Origin of the sequence: Lysinibacillus sp. (assembly GCF_032093475.1) — a bacterium.
Lineage (GTDB): Bacteria > Bacillota > Bacilli > Bacillales_A > Planococcaceae > Lysinibacillus > Lysinibacillus irui.
The window spans coordinates 9,494-25,054 of record NZ_DAMDAY010000005.1 but is presented as its reverse complement, the minus strand read 5'-3'; the positions used below and the strand labels follow the sequence as shown (position 1 = coordinate 25,054).

Below are 15,561 nucleotides of genomic sequence, written 5' to 3'. Positions count from 1 at the left end.
TATTCGCAAAGCTTATTATAGCAAGGTTTTGTGTGAAAGTACAAAAACATGCTTTTTGGCTAAAAAGCACTTGAAATCTATCATATCCCTAATACAGAAATGAACTTCGTTGTTGAACTTTTTTGCTCAATCCACGTTTGAAATTCTGTCATCATCGAGATAAGTTGTTTGATATTGATATCATAGTTATCTCTAAACTCTTTCTCAGAATAGACATATAGAAAGCCGATTGTATCTTTTAATGATTGAGGGGTGGGATTACTTTGTAGGACCTGTTTCATTTTATCCAGTTCCTTATTAATTTGGCCCCAAATCTCAATCTCTATTTCATTGAAAGCAAAGTAATCAAACTTCTTGTAGCACTTCTCAATTGCAGGCAATATGTAGCCAAAGTTGTCTTCGGTAAAGAAAATAGAAGAACTATTCCAGCATTCGCCTTTGTATATATCAGGTAAAATCTCTATATAACACGAACCTTCAAGTACACTTAAATCATAAATTATTTCAATCACTCAACCTGCCCCTTTCCATCGGACTCAAATAGTAACTACATCCATAAAAAGCTTTGAATAGACGCATACATTGAAAATAAAAACACCCCGGTGAGGAAGCATCCATAAACCTTTTTCCCTCTCTGGAATTCTTGTATACCTGAAGTTAACATGTATAAGCCTAGGAAAAAGAACATTAGAAAATTCAGCTGGAAATCTCGTGCGATGAGTCCGTAAGCTGCGAGAGAAATGCCGATGATGGAAAAAACAATTTGTAATATTTTTAGCATAACTTTCCACCCCCTCTTTTCTTAATCATACACAAAAAACATAAACGGAAATAATTTAAATTACCTTTAGTTTGTTACTATATTTTCTGACAGGTTTTATTTTATTTAAATAATTAAGAACGATTCTCAAAACGTTATTCTACTCGTACTCCCACAATAGTTAAAGGAAAATATTAACGATTAAAATTTTTCTGAAAAAATGATATTATCAAAAGGATTTTTGATTAATGGGGGATTTTGATGAACATCGATTTTGAAGAGCAATTATGTGAGATTTTTTCAGCATTACAACTAATTGAAGGAGTTAAATCAGTAGAGTGTATTATTACTATTTTAAAAGATCGAGTCATTTTCCCTGAAATAACCACCTTAATACTCAACTCCAAATTCGAATTGGTTTATGTATTTGATGAGCAAAAAGTGGTGTTCAAGACGTTAAAAGAAGTAGCGATTGATTCAACGTATATAAAAGAAATCAATCTTATTAATGAACATATTCATGCAATTGAAACCATCTTGAATGAGTTAATTAATACCGAAGTAATTGCAAACTATTCTCTACACCTTCTGTCTTTAAAGTATAAAGAGAAAATTCCGAATAGTTGATATTAGTAAGTGGTGAACTGTTAGCAAATGCCGATTTTCAATTTGGAGATCAGCTTTTTTAAAAAGTAAGCACAGGGCATTCGTAAAGAACTTTTAAAGATGGAGGCAAATGATATTGAAAAAGTTTCGAGGGAAAAAGCGTTATTTCCGTCACTTATGGCGAGAAACATCAGCAGAGCAATATGATATAGACTTTGGCAAAGAAGGATGGTTTGATTTGTGGCACATCCATCTTGATTTATTTGGGCTTGGGAATCAAAGTGTGAAGGTTCGAAGAGAACATATTAAAGCACAAATTGCCTTATATCAAAGTTTGTTAGATAAGCTCGGAACACTTGAGAAACCATATCAATCATGGATTGAGTTAGTTGATGAAGATGCTGGCTTGGATTCAATTTATATTCATACGCCTAATCCTAATGAGGATAATTTTCCACTGAAAATACCCAATATAAACTGGAACTGTCTTATTCCAAAAGACTTCGAGGATTTACTAAACTTGAACGAATTTTATATAGGACACTACAAGTGTGAATCAAATAACAACTATATCATCCAATCTAAAAATAATAGGGTTCAATTATAGAATTTGTTACTTAATAACAAAAGGGAAACCCTCACAAATTAGGTTTCCCTACCTTACTATGAACGTCAAACTCTTAAGGAGCCACGGAAACCTCTTGCGGCATAGTAGGATTCTGCTCCATTATGATACATGAAAATCGTGTCATAGCGGCGGTCACAGAAAATGGCACCACCGAGTTTTCTGATGTTTTCTGGTGTTTGTACCCAGCTTGATGTTTTCAAATCGAATTTCCCAAGCTGTTGTAACTCGCGATATTGCTCTTCCGTTAACAGTTCAATGCCCATGTCCTTCGCCATGTCCATTGCAGTATTTTCTGGTTTGTGATTTTTTCTCGCTTCCCATGCTTCTCTGTCGTAGCATACACTTCTTCGACCTTTAGGACTTTCTGCTGAACAATCATAGAAAATATATTCGTCTGTCTTTGCATCATAGCTAACAACATCTGGTTCACCACCAGTCGCTTCCATTTCATGAAGTGACCACAATTTTTCTGGATTTGCGTCAAGTTTAGCTTGTACACTTGCCCAATCAATGCCTTCATGGCGTTCAATATTTTTCTCAAAACGAGCTTTTAATGTTTTGATGAGTTCCTCTTGTTGTTCATGTGTCAATTCCTTATTGGTCATCGTTGTCTCCCCTAACTTATTTAAATGATAGTCCTTCTTCCTCTAATGAAGATCTTAATATCGGTAATGAGGCTGGTCCAATACCATGGATGTTTAGTATTTCTTTTTCTGTATAGAGCGATAGTTTTTGTAACGTGTCAATGCCTTCGTGAACTAAAGCATTTCTTGCAGGTGAACTAAGTTTTGAAAGGAAGCCGCTACTTGGTTTATTTTCTTTATCACAGGTAGGGCAGCTTGGACAATCCGTGCTTTTAAAAAACGTATGTCCCTTTTCACAAACCCTTCGCTTTTTTTCTACCAACCTCATCCCTCCAAACTTGTGTTTTGTTTATTTTAACATATTTCTCCTATTGGATTGTAGAAGGACTTAGGCATATTAAATAAAAAATTGCTTTTTGCTTCGTAAGGCTCCTTAAACCTATAATTGTTCTTTTACTTCCATTCATAATATTTCATAATAGCCTGTATAGTGAGCACCAAACTCATTACTGTTGCCAATATGAGGTAGATCGCTTCACGGTGATTGAGCATTAATCCATAGCTCATTAAGAGGCTAAAGCCACTTCCAAAAGTATTAAAAGCGAATAGTGACCCCCACAAGACAATCTTCAATCGTCTATATCCGCTTCGTCCCAAGAAATACCTTATGTACAAGAAACAAACACCACCTAGTCCAAACAAGAACAGGAAAGCTGTAGGTGAAGATGAAGATGAAGTTACAGTCATTGGTTCTTCGTATGGCATATCGACAAATAAAATATTGCCAAAATGGATCATGTTTAACACTAATAGACAAATCAGCACATAAAAAAAGAATATTCCTTCACCTATTGCCAATAATCCTTTCATTAGTGGATCTCCCCTCTTAGTCTAATAACCTCACATCCTTTTTATGGACTAAATAACTGCAAAAAGGACAACAGTGATCTTTCTTAATAAAAATCGCCTGATACATATCTGACCACTGGATCGCGTCTTCACAGCGATCGCATTCTACATAAAAATCAGGTAGTAAGCCCTTATCTAAAAGAATATCCCATTGGATGTTTGTTAATTGTTCTGGCCCATTTTTAATAACGTATATGAAGATTTCCAATGCTTCCCCATCATAAACTCGGTTTGACTTCACCAATTCTTTTAAATAAGAAATACATTCTGTTGGTTCATTACTTATTCTTTGTTTTAGCTTGTCACGCAGCATTTTCCTCCCGCTTTCTTTTTCATTCTTTAACGACACACCACTCTAATTATGTAAAAAATAAAAAATTAAGTAAAATAAATCACATCAATTTATTTCTAAAATTGCTTCATCACTAAAATTTTTTAATAAGCATCGGGTCTAATAACATTTCTCCTTTCAGCAACCTTACATATGATAGGTTGTAGAAAGGAGGGATTTTCAATGGGATACGGTGGAAATGTAGGTAACTACAATAACAACAGCTGCTATTATGGCGGCGACTCTGGCGGCGGATATTACGGCTCAACATTCGTTTTAATCGTAGTATTATTCATTCTTTTAATTATTGTCGGCGCTTCTTTCATGTATTAATTCATCCCTAATAGCACCTAAAATCCCCTTTTACACGATCAATAGTCGTGTTAGGTTATGCTAGCCAATTCATAAGGGTCACTTTACCAGCCTAGTGACCCTTTTCCTATTCAAACATGCATGCGATAATTGAATGGAGGATTAGCCGTGTTTGGCGTTCATTACGTACATAACAATTTCATCCGAATTCATACAAAAGTAAACCCAGGTCCTCAAAATAAAGAGCACTTGGGTTTACTTGAATGCTATAGAACAATATTAGTCCTTCGCAAAATATGTTGGATCTATTTGAAGAAGAATTGTATTCATATCATAAAATCCCCATTTTAATTTTTCCTCATATGTGAATCCTTGTTGATTTTGAATAAATGCTAACCAGTCCTTTTCTAACTCACTACTATTCTTTCCGTAAACTTCCTCTAATTTTTTTGCTAGTTCTTTCTTGTCGTAGATCTGTTCAAACTTTTCGAGTCCGTATGTATCAATTAAATAGATAACAAATGAAGCCGCATGCGTATAGCTCACCTCCATAAGGACTTGATTCTCTTTTACATTTGAAAGTTTAGGGCGAAAATAAACATCATCTTGATTTGGATCAATTAACCTACTAATGGGTATTAACTTATCTGACTCCATATATTGCTTCATGTATTTATCAAAATATAATTTATTTTTTCCATATTGATACTCCATATAACTTGCAAAACCCTCTTGCGTAAAATAGCCGTTATCTGTGTCAAAATTGTTGCCATAGCCAAGTAAAGAATGGGTCATTTCATGGACAAGTGGGTATAGATCTTCTTTCACACCAGCTAATTCGATTTTCGATGCTAAACCCCATGATTGACCGTCTTCCTTAAGCCATACGCTTATGTGCTCGGATGGCGTGTAGGAAGTATGAATGGAATCCTTTATATGGTCATATGCCGTCACAATTTCATCCTTTATAGCCTCTACTTTTTCCTGTGGAACACCAACCTTATTCTTAATCTCAAAGGTTATTTTTCCATCGTTTGTCACTACAATATTATCATCTTTCTCTTCTTGAATTGGTTCCTTAGAAATCGTTTCCTCTGTACAAGCGGTTAATAACAATAGACTTAGCAGGAAGGAGCCTCTTAATTTAAACATATGTACCTCCAGAAAAAGTATTTTTTAGTATATACGAGGATAAAAATCCAGGAGTTTCATTTTTGGTAATATTCCTGTAATTTATTTATTCGTCATTGCCCTTTCTAGGTATACCACAAAATATTTTGTAATATTTGGAAGGTTATAAAGCCATTTTTGTTGAATATAGTACCTTAACGACATGTTAAAGGAGTAATTAAATGGAGAAAAATTATGAAGAGTATATTAATAATGCAATTGATTGGGCTAAAAGTCATTTGAACTCTGAAGAATATTGTTTCATTTGTTTAGCTTTTGTAGAGGATGCTTTAGAAAGAAGTAATAACATTGAAATTTTTGGTGGAGATACGGCAAAAGAATCTGCAGTTTTATATGAAGCAAGTATGCAAACAGGAATACCTCCGAAAGGAACCTTTGTTTTTTACGATTGCTTTGGTGTAATTAAAGATGAGCGAAAAAATTGGGGTCATGTAGGATTATCTGTTGGCAATGGCGAGATCATTCATGCTTGGGATAAGGTAAGGATTGATCATTTCCTTGAAGTAGAAAAGTTATCGACCGCACCAGGTTGGGATAAACCAAAGTTCATTGGGTGGGTACCACTGGCACGCATTATGGAAGGGTTCCAAAGCAAAGTTTATTAAAAAGTAAATTAATATTATATAGCCTTACCATTTCACATGTAAGGGCATGTTTTGATCATTCTTCAACAAAACATGTCCTTTTCATTTCTAGAAATTTTTCGAAACAAGGAGGAATTTTAGCTTTTTAAAGACGATGGTCTACAAAACCGAGTAATCTTATCATATAAATAGTAGTGTTAAGCGAAATACGTTTAACATGATACCTCCCGATTTGTTACTAAGGGGCACTTTTGCGAGTGCCCCTATTGAATATGTCATCCCTAGCTATTACTATAGGTTGTATTCGAAATTACAGGAGTAAATCTATGCTAGAAAATTTATTTGATTTTTTATCAGGTGCCTTTAGTGGTCAGTCCGCTTTACATACAAGAAAAATCGATCGAAATATAGAAAGGCTGCAACAGTATGAATGGTTTCACAATATATACCATCAAGATCAGTATCGCAGCTTATTTTTTGCGAATTATCATGTGAGAAACTACCTTCAAAGCAATGTTCGTGTGAATAGAATGCTGAAGAAAAAGCAGGCTCAAGAAAGGTTTATCCTTTTTTTAAATAAACATTTGGATAAACGTTTCCGCAGTAATTAGAGAAAACTTCCAATCGAACATAAATTCTTATATACTTTAATTACTACTAGCGAATGGAGGTTGATGAATGATGAACGCCATAGATCTGATCATATTAAATTTCAATGAAGTACGAAGACGTAGTATAAAGCTTTGGAGGTCTATCCCCCAAGAAAAATTACATTGGAGGCCAGATGATGAAGCCATGTCGTGCATCGAGATGGTTAGACATGTTCTAGAAAGTGAACATTATTACCACCTAGCAATCCTTAATAAAGGCAGTATAGGCGAATTTGATTCACCCTTTGAAAAACAGCCCTACACTACTGTAGAAGCAGAATTATTATTTGCAGAGCCTTTTAGAAATGAATTTATTAACACGGTTCAAGCTTTTTCGAATGAAGATTTATCAAACATACAAATTGATCGCTCAGACGTTGGATACATAAGAGATTTGGGTGATATGTTGCTTAGAATTGCCTATCATGAGTCAGTCCATACTGGGCAATTACTAGATTATTTACGTACTGCAAAAGTTCCTATAACAACGATTTGGGATTAACATTTTAAGGTGTTGCACTTAGGTGACACACCTTTTTTCTTATCTTCATTTGTTCAAACTCTTAAAAACCTGGATGATCATTGCCCTAGTTATATTTCCCCCACCAGAACATTTCCAACAAACAGTACATTTGACAATAGTTCCATTTTATTTTATTTTTATATTGACTGGTTAATCAATCAAAAGGAGCTGTCATAATGCCAAGAACTGAAGCTCAAAATATAGAATTACGGGAGCTGAGACGGGAAGAAATACTACAGGCTGCATTAAACGTCTTTTCAAGAAGAGGAATGGTCGCAACTAAGATTAGTGATATAGCTAAAGAGGCGAATTTAAGTCATGGACTAGTGTACCATTATTTTCAATCAAAAGAAGAAATCTTTACACTTTTAGTTAAAAGAGCTGCTGAAAGCTCTGGGCAAATTATTGAAAAAGCGCATTTACAAGAAGGAACTGCACTCGAAAAACTGAAATGGATGACGGAGCAGATTTTATATAGTTTATCAGAGGGACAACAAATTTTATTATTCTTAATAATGATTCAAGCAAGTACGTCTGATGCTGTACCCGAAGAAGTAAAAAGATTTTTATCCTCGGAGGAATTCAAGTCCCCTGTTCACGGTCTCATCCCTTTAATTTCTGAGGGGCAACAATGCAATGAAATTGTTCAAGAAGATCCACTTAAATTGGCAATTAGCTACTATTCATTTATTCAAGGTTTTGCGATTAATAAACTACAATGGACACAATGTCCAGTTCCAGAAGCTGAAATAATTATGAAAATTTTTAAATAATCTTTTGGAAGAGAGGTTTTGTATGAAACAATTTAGTCAAGATACGAAATTTTGGTTATTATTCATATCACCATTTTTCATTATAATACTAGGGTTCTTGACTGCTACATTTTTTTATCAATTTATTGAGGGCTGGGCTTGGATTCCACTAGCGCTTGTTTATTGGAGCTTGTTAGGATTTTGCATTTACTATTTTAAAGGTAACAGAAAACTAGGAGATTGGTTTCAAAAGTCAAAAAAGGCTCCTTTTTGGATAACCTTCACAACGCTGATTGGCCTTTTTCCATTAACAATCTTAATTATGAACTACCATTTGTTTCACTCTGTTTGGTTAATACTCTATTGGCTTTTATTCGCCATCATCAATCCTTGGCTTGAAGAATACTACTGGCGAGGCGTTTTATTTGATAGTTTATTAACAAAATTTCCAGCATGGTTCGCTATTTTATATACAACTATCCTTTTTGTCATAAGTCATCCATTGATGTGGGGAGTCTTTTCTTATGCTAGTCAATCCTATCATTTGTATATCTATCTATCAGTAACAGGTATCGTGTGGGCCATTACGTATTTAAAGACAAAAAGTTTACGTTCTATTATCTTATCCCACTGTATCGTCGATATAGGGAATTTGACTGTATTAACATTCTTAAATATCTACATACCACCTACAATGTAATGACACAATCATGAAAAGATGGTGTGCTTTCAATGGACACCATCTTTTATTCTTTCTTCCTCCCCTATTATAAGCTCAAAATATCCTGAGCTTCATATAATACGTAATCAGCCTCTTCAAATCCATTTGTCGTTTTGGCACCCCAGAGGGCAAGGGCGAATTTAGCTCCTGCCTGCTTTGCACATTGGAAATCATAGATAGAATCACCAATATAGATGGCATCCTCTGGAGCTACCTGTAATGCGTCCAAACATTTTAATAGAGGCTCAGGGTGAGGTTTATGCTTCTCCGTATCACTGGCACTAACAATGTGTTTGAAATAATGACTTAAGCCAAACGGATCAAATTCATCGGTTACCTCCTGAGCTGTTTTAGAGGTCACGATGCCCAATAGAGGCGATTTTGCTGCTAATTGTTGAATAACTTCCTCTAGATTTTCGAAAACAGTCACTTCATGTGAAAAATCTAGAACAGCTGCAGACCACTTCCGATGAACTTCATCTATGTTATCAATGTTGAGCCTCATCAACGTATCTTTCCCAGGTATCCCCAATGCAAAGCGTAAATCCTCCAACGAATACTGTTGATCTGTCTCTTCCAGTAAGGTTCTTTGCAATGATTGTAAAATCGCCTGCTCAGTATCTAAAATCGTCCCGTCTACATCAAAAATAATCGCTTTTACCATCTATACCCCTCCTATTTATAGCACGTCCTTAATATACGTACATAATTGCTCATACAATGCCTCTTCATAATCCTTCTGCCCACGAATAAATTTCTCCTTTAAATTATAGAAACAAATTTCTAGATATTCCTGATTATGATGATGCAAAAAAGGCTTCCTGTCTTTTACTGGTCCTAATCCATCAAAGTAGTTATTCATTTTTTCATAGGTTCTAATTTGAAAACCACGTTTATTCATTTCCTCCAACACTTTTGTTGTATACAAATACAAGTCAGCTTTCGGATAGTCATAAATATAATTAATGAGAATATGCCGATCCTCTTTAGCAAAGATACTATTAAGTTCTCTCCACTGCGAAAGTAGTTGGCCTTTAGGTAAATACCCTAGTAAATCTACATGCCATAATCTCATATGCCTTCCCCTTTCTATTATTCAACCATTAATGTAAAATATTACTTACTATGATAGTAAAACTGACGGAGGGATAGTATGGAAATAAAAACGGCAACTCTCGATGAAATTCCACAAATTGAACGTTTATACCAAGAGCTTTTTTTAGAAATGTCTATTCTTCAACCTAAATATATCAGACCTGCAAAACAGGATGCCAACTTTATCAGATATACGATCATTGAAGATGATTCTGATATATTAATCGCAACAGTAGAGAAGGAAGTTGTTGGCTTCTTGCTTATTAAAGAAACAACGACCCCACCCTATTCTTGTTTGGTTGAACACAAATATGCCTTTATTGTTGATGTGATAGTTGGCAAATCATACAAAAATCAAGGAATTGGATCTGCTTTATTAGAAGAAGCGAAAAAATGGGCAGCCTATCGTCACTTGGATTATTTGGAGTTAAATGTATTGACTGAAAATAAAGGTGCTAAAGCCTTATATGAAAAACATGGGTTCAAGGATATGAACCATACGATGCGCTTAGAATGTTAGTTATACGATGAGAAAGAAGGGATATCCATGGTAGAAACGAAAAAAGTACAAAAGAAAGCAAACCTCATAGTCCCTGTCTTTATTGGCATGGGATTAGGAGCCTTTATTGGATTGCTCGCCTATGTCAAAGATTGGCTATAAGCAAATTAAAAAATAGACAAAGCCTTATTAACTGCTTTGTTTATTTTTCTGTAAAATCACTAGATTAATTTACTTTCTTTCAGTAGATCATAAATAATCGTATCTTTTGTTTTATGAATACCCAATTTACCAATTTGTTTTAAAATGAATGGGGCATCAATATCCGTTAATTTTTTACCATCCAGCAAACGAGCTGTAGAAGCTAATAAGGTACGAATATCAAAAGCAGATGCAAATACCTCTGGCACGCCTCGGTCAATATTTAATAATTGATAGACCGCTTCCATCGCTGTTCTTACTGAATATTCCGTTGTAAAGACGGTGTCTCTTGCTGTTTCACTAAAGTTACCAATAAAGGCTAAGTTAGCAGATCCTTTCGGCACAACGAACGGTCGATCTCCCATTGCTCTTGGCATAAAGTAAGAGGTGATATATGGCATATAACATGGAATAGTATTACAAGAATTTTGTGCTAGGTCCGGAATTTCATCAAGCGGTACGCCCATATGGTAAAGCCATTCTTGTGCGATTTCTATTCCCGTACATTCCGTAATGCTTTTTTTAATAAAATTACCTGGCTTATTTGATAGTAAACCATAGATCCAAACAACTAATTGGTCTTTTGGTTGATTTTTAAAATGAGGTTGTCGGTTCAGTGTATAGCTTAGCATCCAATTAGAATCTGTCGCTGTGACAATCCCCCCTGTTACGACCTTACCAGCATAGGGATCTCTTTTACTAATCTTTTCAATATATGGAGCTACGCGATCATCCAATGTCGTAAGTGTTGCTGACACAAACCAACTTTCTTCTGGAAGATTGTCGCAGAATTTTTCTGGACGACCAAACTCACTATCTTGTGCAGCGATGTTTTTCCAAAGTGACCAGCTGCCACCTAAATCAGTGCTTTTAGGTGCCGGTGTATTATTATCACCGTAAGTTGTACTCTCGGTAATACTGCCGTTTGTCACAAACACTAATTCATTTTCTGTCAGCTCAATATTCTTTTTCACGCCATCTTTTCTTAAAACGAGCGTATGAGCTACTTTTTTGTCTCCCACTTTATCAACCAAGACATTTTCGACAACCGTATTATATTGGAAATCAACATCATGGCTTTCTAAGTATTTAATCATTGGCAGTACTAAAGATTCATACTGATTATACTTTGTAAATTTCAATGCTGATAAATCTGGTAATCCCCCAATATGATGGATGAAACGCATAATATAACGACGCATTTCCATAGCAGAATGCCATTTTTCAAACGCAAACATCGTGGACCAATAAAGCCAAAAATTCGATTCAAAAAAATCCTCTGAAAAAACGTCAGTGATTTTTTTATCCTCTAATTTTTCCTCAGGGGTAAAGAATAATTTAATCATTTCTTCAGATGATTGATCCGATAAGGTGAACTTCCCATCATCTTGCAGTCTTTGCCCTCTATCCTTTATTAATCGACATTTCGAATAATTAGGATCTTCTTTATTTAACCAATAAAATTCATCTAAAACCGAAGCATTTTCTACTTCTAAGGACGGAATGGAACGGAATAAATCCCACAAGCATTCAAAATGATCCTCCATTTCTCGACCACCGCGAATAATAAATCCTCTTGTCGGATTAAGAGTACCATCAAGACTACCTCCCGAAATATCCAATTCCTCTAGAATATGAATATTTTCCCCTTTCATTTGGCCATCACGAATTAAAAAGCATGCCGCTGAAAGGGAGGCTAGTCCTGAACCAATAAGATACGCAGATTTTTCATCTACCCCTTCAGGTTTTTTAGGTCGTGCGAAAGCTTCATAGTTACCATTGCTATAATACATATTACCGCCTCCTGATTTATTATTCTAATATAGAATATCACGAATGAACGGGAAAATGGTAAAATGAGCTAATCATTAACAAAAAATTCAAATTTGAAAGTTGTTCGTTAATTTACTTACTCTTCTTATTGGACATAGCAAGTGTTTGTATTTTTATTAAAGCAAACAATTCAATAAATTTCCGAAATAATTCCCATAGCCTCTACCTTAAAAAGGAAAAACGAGCCCAACCTATTTCTACTCGATATGCATAATTATTATACCGAAAAATCATTTTACCTGCATCCTTGTTTGTCTGTTTACCCCATTTCTTATTACCTAATGTACCCGTAAACTTAGCTATCAAAGACTATCTGCCCCTCCACCTGGTGACTAGACGTTTTATCTCTTTCTTCTTCACGATTTTAACATGCGTACTTTGAACATCATTAACGACCGTCCCTTCTTTGCTAGTTGCTAAGTAAAGGGTTCCTCGTTTAGTTTATTCGTTTGTTTCACTCATATTTTCATCCTGCGATTCCTTATTTCTGAGATTCAAACAACCTCTCTATTTTATATTTTATACTTTCCTGTTTTCAGTATGTTATTATTAACCCATATTACATATAAATGGTATTTTCAGTGCCACTTCCAGCATAGAGATAAGGAGAGAGTATTCATATGGATTGGTTGAATGTCCAAACACTTATTTGGTTGTTTCCTATTTTATTTATTATCCATGACTTTGAAGAAATTATTATGATAGAAAAATGGTTACATCATAATCGTCATAAGCTGTATGAAAGATTACCCCCTAAAATAGCAGATAAAGTGGTGAAACAATTTTCAATGACCACTGCTCAATTTGCTGTTGCTGTATTATTTATCTTTTTATTTGTGAGTCTCTCTACCATTCTAGCTAACCAATATTTCATAAACGGGGTAGCTCTTACTTTCTATTTTTTCACATCCGTCACACTTGTTTTCTTTATCCATGCTTTTACCCATATTGGACAATCGATATTCTTTCGCTCTATCACCCCAGGAGCTATAACATCAGCCATCATTATTATTCCCTATAGTATTATTTTATTTAAATCTTTGTTTAATAGCGGAATCATTACGTGGCATATAATTTTAATAAGCCTTCCTTTTGGCCTATTATTTTTCCCCATTGTCTTTACTGCTCATTGGTTAGGAAAAAGAGTTATCTAAACACATTTTTATCGTGAAAAGTAAGGAAGGAGGAAGTAGAATGACAAAAATTCCGATTTTTTTAAAATTGCTCATTGGTATTGGGTTGGTTATTATCCTAACCTCGTTGTACTTGTTAAAAGACCATCCTTATTATTTATGGATAAGGTGGACAGGTAATATTTTATTTATCGTAGGCATTGTATGGATTCCATTTACTAAAGAAATGGATAAAAAACATGTAAATACTTAGCGAGTCTTATCTAGACCTTCAACAAGTAGGAGTAAACCTTCTGCTTTTTTGCGGTAAATACTCCTACTATGTCCTGATTCATATTATAATAATGTGATAAAATCAGATAAAAAAAGAAGGTCTTTGTATGTTAGAAAAACTAAATGTATTTCTCCAAAAATACATTGCAATCCTGACACCGTTAAGTTTAGTTTTAGGTGTATTCCTAGAAAGCATTGGACATCAATTATTATTCCTCGTATCCTGGCTATTTGCGTTCATGACATTCTCTGGCAGCTTAAATATGAAATTCAAAGATGTCAAAATTTTCATGAAGCATCCCGTACTCATTTTACTTTCAATTCTTTTTCTTCACCTAATCATGCCATTATGGGCTTATTTCTTATCCACCACTCTATTCGATGACCATTTACTGACTGTTGGCTTTGTTTTAGCGGTCGCCCTTCCAACTGGCGTCACAAGTGTTATTTGGATTACAATTTGCAAAGGTAATATACCATTAGGCTTGTCTATTATTTTAATTGATACGCTGCTTTCACCTTTCATCCTGCCATTCATTCTCTATATCGTTTCAGGTGAAAAAATTGAATTGGATGTAGTCTCGCTGATCTTCAATTTACTATGGATGATTGTATTACCTACCATTTTAGGAATCGTGGTGAATGAACTTTCAAAAGGAGACATTCCTAAAAAATATGGCAAGAAGCTTGCTCCTTTTTCAAAGCTATGTTTATTCGCAGTCATTTTAATAAATAGTAGTGCCATTTCTCCCTACTTAAAGGATATTAATGTGCATCTATTTTTCGTTATACTTTTAGTGTTGATGCTTGCTGTATCAGGCTATGTCTTCGCCTTTCTCATTGGTCGCTATCTGTTAAAAGACTATTCACAAATGGCTACCTTTGTCTATACGGGAGGGATGAGAAATATTGCTGTTGGCGTTATTGTTGCCACAACATATTTTCCAGGTAAAGTAGCCATGCCTGTCGTTTTTGGCATGCTATTCCAACAAGTACTAGCTTCTGTTTTTAGTAAGATTGTAATGAAAAACAGAGTTTCTAATGAACTAGTTTAATAATCTACGATAAGGACACCGTTATATAGACGGTGTCTTTATTGTCGCTTTGCCCTTATACTAATGTTTAAGATCTCATGTAAAGGATGGGCTGATATGGCATACAATTTCAAAATTACATCACCTACAATACCGACAAATCTTGAAAAGGCAAATTTTCAGGATATTTTTTATGAGGAAGAACCTTATTTAACAAATTGCATGATCGCTGATACTGTCATTGAGCATGAAGATGTTGAACGATTAATCGTCTCTAAAGTTATCTTTAAAAATGTCACATTTATTAATTGTACCTTTAAAAAAATTGATTTAACGGATGTCATTTTTGAGAACTGTGATTTATCGAACTCAAACTTAAGTGAAGGTATCATCCATCGAGTGGCTTTTAAAAACTGTAAACTATTGGGGTTGAATTTTACTGAAGCTAACCTCGGCAATGTATCTTTTGAACATTGTATTGCCAACTTATGCAATTTCCCTGAAGTACGTTTCAAACAAGTACTATTCGATAACACCAAGCTACAAGGTGCCAATTTTTATGATTGTTTACTCAATAAAGTGGCCTTTCATGAAAGTGATTTAAATGATGCCGATTTCTCTCAAACTTCATTAAAAGGGATCGACATAAGTACATGTACATTTAAAAGACTGCAAGTAACGCCAGAAAGTTTAAACGGGTGTGAAGTCTCTTCCGAACAAGCGATAGGCTTTGCTTCATTACTAGGATTGAAGGTTAAATACTAGTTTAACCTTTTTACAGTGCTAGATTATTGCAGGTATAGTGGTGCAGAAAATTAATTCATCCTTTCAACTGTCACAAAAATGTCACTTACGAGGCATTTTTCAAATCTATATACTAACTTAAGTAACAGAAAGGAGTGTTAATAGATGCCCACTACTAGAAAAGAAAGTCTCTATTTT

23 protein-coding genes are annotated in these 15,561 nt (G+C 34.7%); 13 read left to right on the top strand and 10 right to left on the bottom strand.

Annotated elements, in window-relative coordinates:
* Positions 1 to 80: 80 nt before the first annotated feature.
* Both RT445_RS02320 and RT445_RS02315 read right to left on the bottom strand, forming a co-directional pair.
* Complete coding sequence (locus RT445_RS02320; RefSeq protein WP_313469582.1) at positions 81 to 512, bottom strand: hypothetical protein; 432 nt, start codon at positions 510 to 512, stop codon at positions 81 to 83.
* Between the two features lie 35 nt (positions 513 to 547).
* Positions 548 to 781 (bottom strand): DUF3953 domain-containing protein, encoded by a 234-nt coding sequence (locus RT445_RS02315; protein WP_313469580.1) that lies wholly within the window; start codon positions 779 to 781, stop codon positions 548 to 550.
* 240 nt (positions 782 to 1,021) lie between these two features.
* On the opposite strand from RT445_RS02315, the gene RT445_RS02310 reads away from it, so the two are divergent.
* Together RT445_RS02310 and RT445_RS02305 are read left to right on the top strand one after the other, a co-directional pair.
* Positions 1,022 to 1,387 carry a hypothetical protein gene (locus RT445_RS02310; RefSeq protein WP_312506065.1) on the top strand — a complete coding sequence of 122 codons (366 nt, stop codon included), beginning with the start codon at positions 1,022 to 1,024 and terminating at the stop codon, positions 1,385 to 1,387.
* 115 nt (positions 1,388 to 1,502) lie between these two features.
* Complete coding sequence (locus RT445_RS02305; RefSeq protein ID WP_274796967.1) at positions 1,503 to 1,973, top strand: hypothetical protein; 471 nt, start codon at positions 1,503 to 1,505, stop codon at positions 1,971 to 1,973.
* A gap of 65 nt (positions 1,974 to 2,038) precedes the next feature.
* Here RT445_RS02305 and RT445_RS02300 read toward each other — a convergent pair whose 3' ends face one another.
* From RT445_RS02300 to RT445_RS02285, 4 genes are all read right to left on the bottom strand, one after another.
* A complete protein-coding gene (locus tag RT445_RS02300) occupies positions 2,039 to 2,599 on the bottom strand; it encodes a DUF4256 domain-containing protein (protein ID WP_313469577.1) in 561 nt (186 codons plus the stop codon).
* 16 nt (positions 2,600 to 2,615) lie between these two features.
* A complete protein-coding gene (locus RT445_RS02295; RefSeq protein WP_274796965.1) occupies positions 2,616 to 2,906 on the bottom strand; it encodes an RNA polymerase alpha subunit C-terminal domain-containing protein in 291 nt (96 codons plus the stop codon).
* A 125-nt stretch (positions 2,907 to 3,031) separates the two neighbouring features.
* Positions 3,032 to 3,448 (bottom strand): hypothetical protein, encoded by a 417-nt coding sequence (locus RT445_RS02290; RefSeq protein WP_313469575.1) that lies wholly within the window; start codon positions 3,446 to 3,448, stop codon positions 3,032 to 3,034.
* A gap of 16 nt (positions 3,449 to 3,464) precedes the next feature.
* Entirely contained in the window at positions 3,465 to 3,800 is a 336-nt protein-coding gene (locus tag RT445_RS02285; RefSeq protein ID WP_312506072.1) for a hypothetical protein, read from the bottom strand.
* Between the two features lie 201 nt (positions 3,801 to 4,001).
* On the opposite strand from RT445_RS02285, the gene RT445_RS02280 reads away from it, so the two are divergent.
* On the top strand, positions 4,002 to 4,151 hold the full coding sequence (locus RT445_RS02280; protein WP_274796962.1) for a YjcZ family sporulation protein: 150 nt from the start codon (positions 4,002 to 4,004) through the stop codon (positions 4,149 to 4,151).
* 258 nt (positions 4,152 to 4,409) lie between these two features.
* Here RT445_RS02280 and RT445_RS02275 read toward each other — a convergent pair whose 3' ends face one another.
* Positions 4,410 to 5,282, bottom strand: a complete 873-nt coding sequence (locus RT445_RS02275) for a gluzincin family metallopeptidase (protein ID WP_274796961.1) — start codon at positions 5,280 to 5,282, stop codon at positions 4,410 to 4,412.
* 200 nt (positions 5,283 to 5,482) lie between these two features.
* Between RT445_RS02275 and RT445_RS02270 the strand changes: the two genes are divergently transcribed.
* From RT445_RS02270 to RT445_RS02250, 5 genes are all read left to right on the top strand, one after another.
* A complete protein-coding gene (locus RT445_RS02270; RefSeq protein ID WP_274796960.1) occupies positions 5,483 to 5,926 on the top strand; it encodes an NlpC/P60 family protein in 444 nt (147 codons plus the stop codon).
* A 305-nt stretch (positions 5,927 to 6,231) separates the two neighbouring features.
* Positions 6,232 to 6,516, top strand: coding sequence for a hypothetical protein (locus RT445_RS02265; protein WP_313469572.1), 285 nt, complete (start codon positions 6,232 to 6,234; stop codon positions 6,514 to 6,516).
* 70 nt (positions 6,517 to 6,586) lie between these two features.
* Positions 6,587 to 7,057 (top strand): DinB family protein, encoded by a 471-nt coding sequence (locus tag RT445_RS02260; protein ID WP_274797312.1) that lies wholly within the window; start codon positions 6,587 to 6,589, stop codon positions 7,055 to 7,057.
* A 197-nt stretch (positions 7,058 to 7,254) separates the two neighbouring features.
* Positions 7,255 to 7,851, top strand: a complete 597-nt coding sequence (locus tag RT445_RS02255; protein WP_274796958.1) for a TetR/AcrR family transcriptional regulator — start codon at positions 7,255 to 7,257, stop codon at positions 7,849 to 7,851.
* A gap of 22 nt (positions 7,852 to 7,873) precedes the next feature.
* Positions 7,874 to 8,530, top strand: a complete 657-nt coding sequence (locus tag RT445_RS02250; RefSeq protein ID WP_313469570.1) for a CPBP family intramembrane glutamic endopeptidase — start codon at positions 7,874 to 7,876, stop codon at positions 8,528 to 8,530.
* Positions 8,531 to 8,597: 67 nt separating this feature from the next.
* Here RT445_RS02250 and RT445_RS02245 read toward each other — a convergent pair whose 3' ends face one another.
* Together RT445_RS02245 and RT445_RS02240 are read right to left on the bottom strand one after the other, a co-directional pair.
* Entirely contained in the window at positions 8,598 to 9,215 is a 618-nt protein-coding gene (locus RT445_RS02245) for an HAD family hydrolase (RefSeq protein ID WP_274796956.1), read from the bottom strand.
* 15 nt (positions 9,216 to 9,230) lie between these two features.
* Positions 9,231 to 9,626: a pyrimidine dimer DNA glycosylase/endonuclease V gene (locus RT445_RS02240; RefSeq protein ID WP_313469568.1), complete on the bottom strand. Its 396-nt coding sequence runs from the start codon at positions 9,624 to 9,626 to the stop codon at positions 9,231 to 9,233.
* A 78-nt stretch (positions 9,627 to 9,704) separates the two neighbouring features.
* On the opposite strand from RT445_RS02240, the gene RT445_RS02235 reads away from it, so the two are divergent.
* Positions 9,705 to 10,166 carry a GNAT family N-acetyltransferase gene (locus RT445_RS02235; protein WP_274796954.1) on the top strand — a complete coding sequence of 154 codons (462 nt, stop codon included), beginning with the start codon at positions 9,705 to 9,707 and terminating at the stop codon, positions 10,164 to 10,166.
* A 200-nt stretch (positions 10,167 to 10,366) separates the two neighbouring features.
* Here the strand turns inward: RT445_RS02235 and RT445_RS02230 are convergent, their stop codons facing one another.
* Positions 10,367 to 12,139 carry an oleate hydratase gene (locus RT445_RS02230; protein WP_274796952.1) on the bottom strand — a complete coding sequence of 591 codons (1,773 nt, stop codon included), beginning with the start codon at positions 12,137 to 12,139 and terminating at the stop codon, positions 10,367 to 10,369.
* A gap of 660 nt (positions 12,140 to 12,799) precedes the next feature.
* On the opposite strand from RT445_RS02230, the gene RT445_RS02225 reads away from it, so the two are divergent.
* From RT445_RS02225 to RT445_RS02210, 4 genes are all read left to right on the top strand, one after another.
* Positions 12,800 to 13,333, top strand: a complete 534-nt coding sequence (locus tag RT445_RS02225) for an HXXEE domain-containing protein (RefSeq protein ID WP_313469565.1) — start codon at positions 12,800 to 12,802, stop codon at positions 13,331 to 13,333.
* Between the two features lie 40 nt (positions 13,334 to 13,373).
* Positions 13,374 to 13,565, top strand: coding sequence for a hypothetical protein (locus RT445_RS02220; RefSeq protein ID WP_274796950.1), 192 nt, complete (start codon positions 13,374 to 13,376; stop codon positions 13,563 to 13,565).
* A gap of 127 nt (positions 13,566 to 13,692) precedes the next feature.
* Positions 13,693 to 14,640 carry a bile acid:sodium symporter family protein gene (locus RT445_RS02215; protein WP_313469563.1) on the top strand — a complete coding sequence of 316 codons (948 nt, stop codon included), beginning with the start codon at positions 13,693 to 13,695 and terminating at the stop codon, positions 14,638 to 14,640.
* 96 nt (positions 14,641 to 14,736) lie between these two features.
* Positions 14,737 to 15,384, top strand: a complete 648-nt coding sequence (locus RT445_RS02210) for a pentapeptide repeat-containing protein (RefSeq protein ID WP_274796948.1) — start codon at positions 14,737 to 14,739, stop codon at positions 15,382 to 15,384.
* Positions 15,385 to 15,561 lie beyond the last annotated feature (177 nt).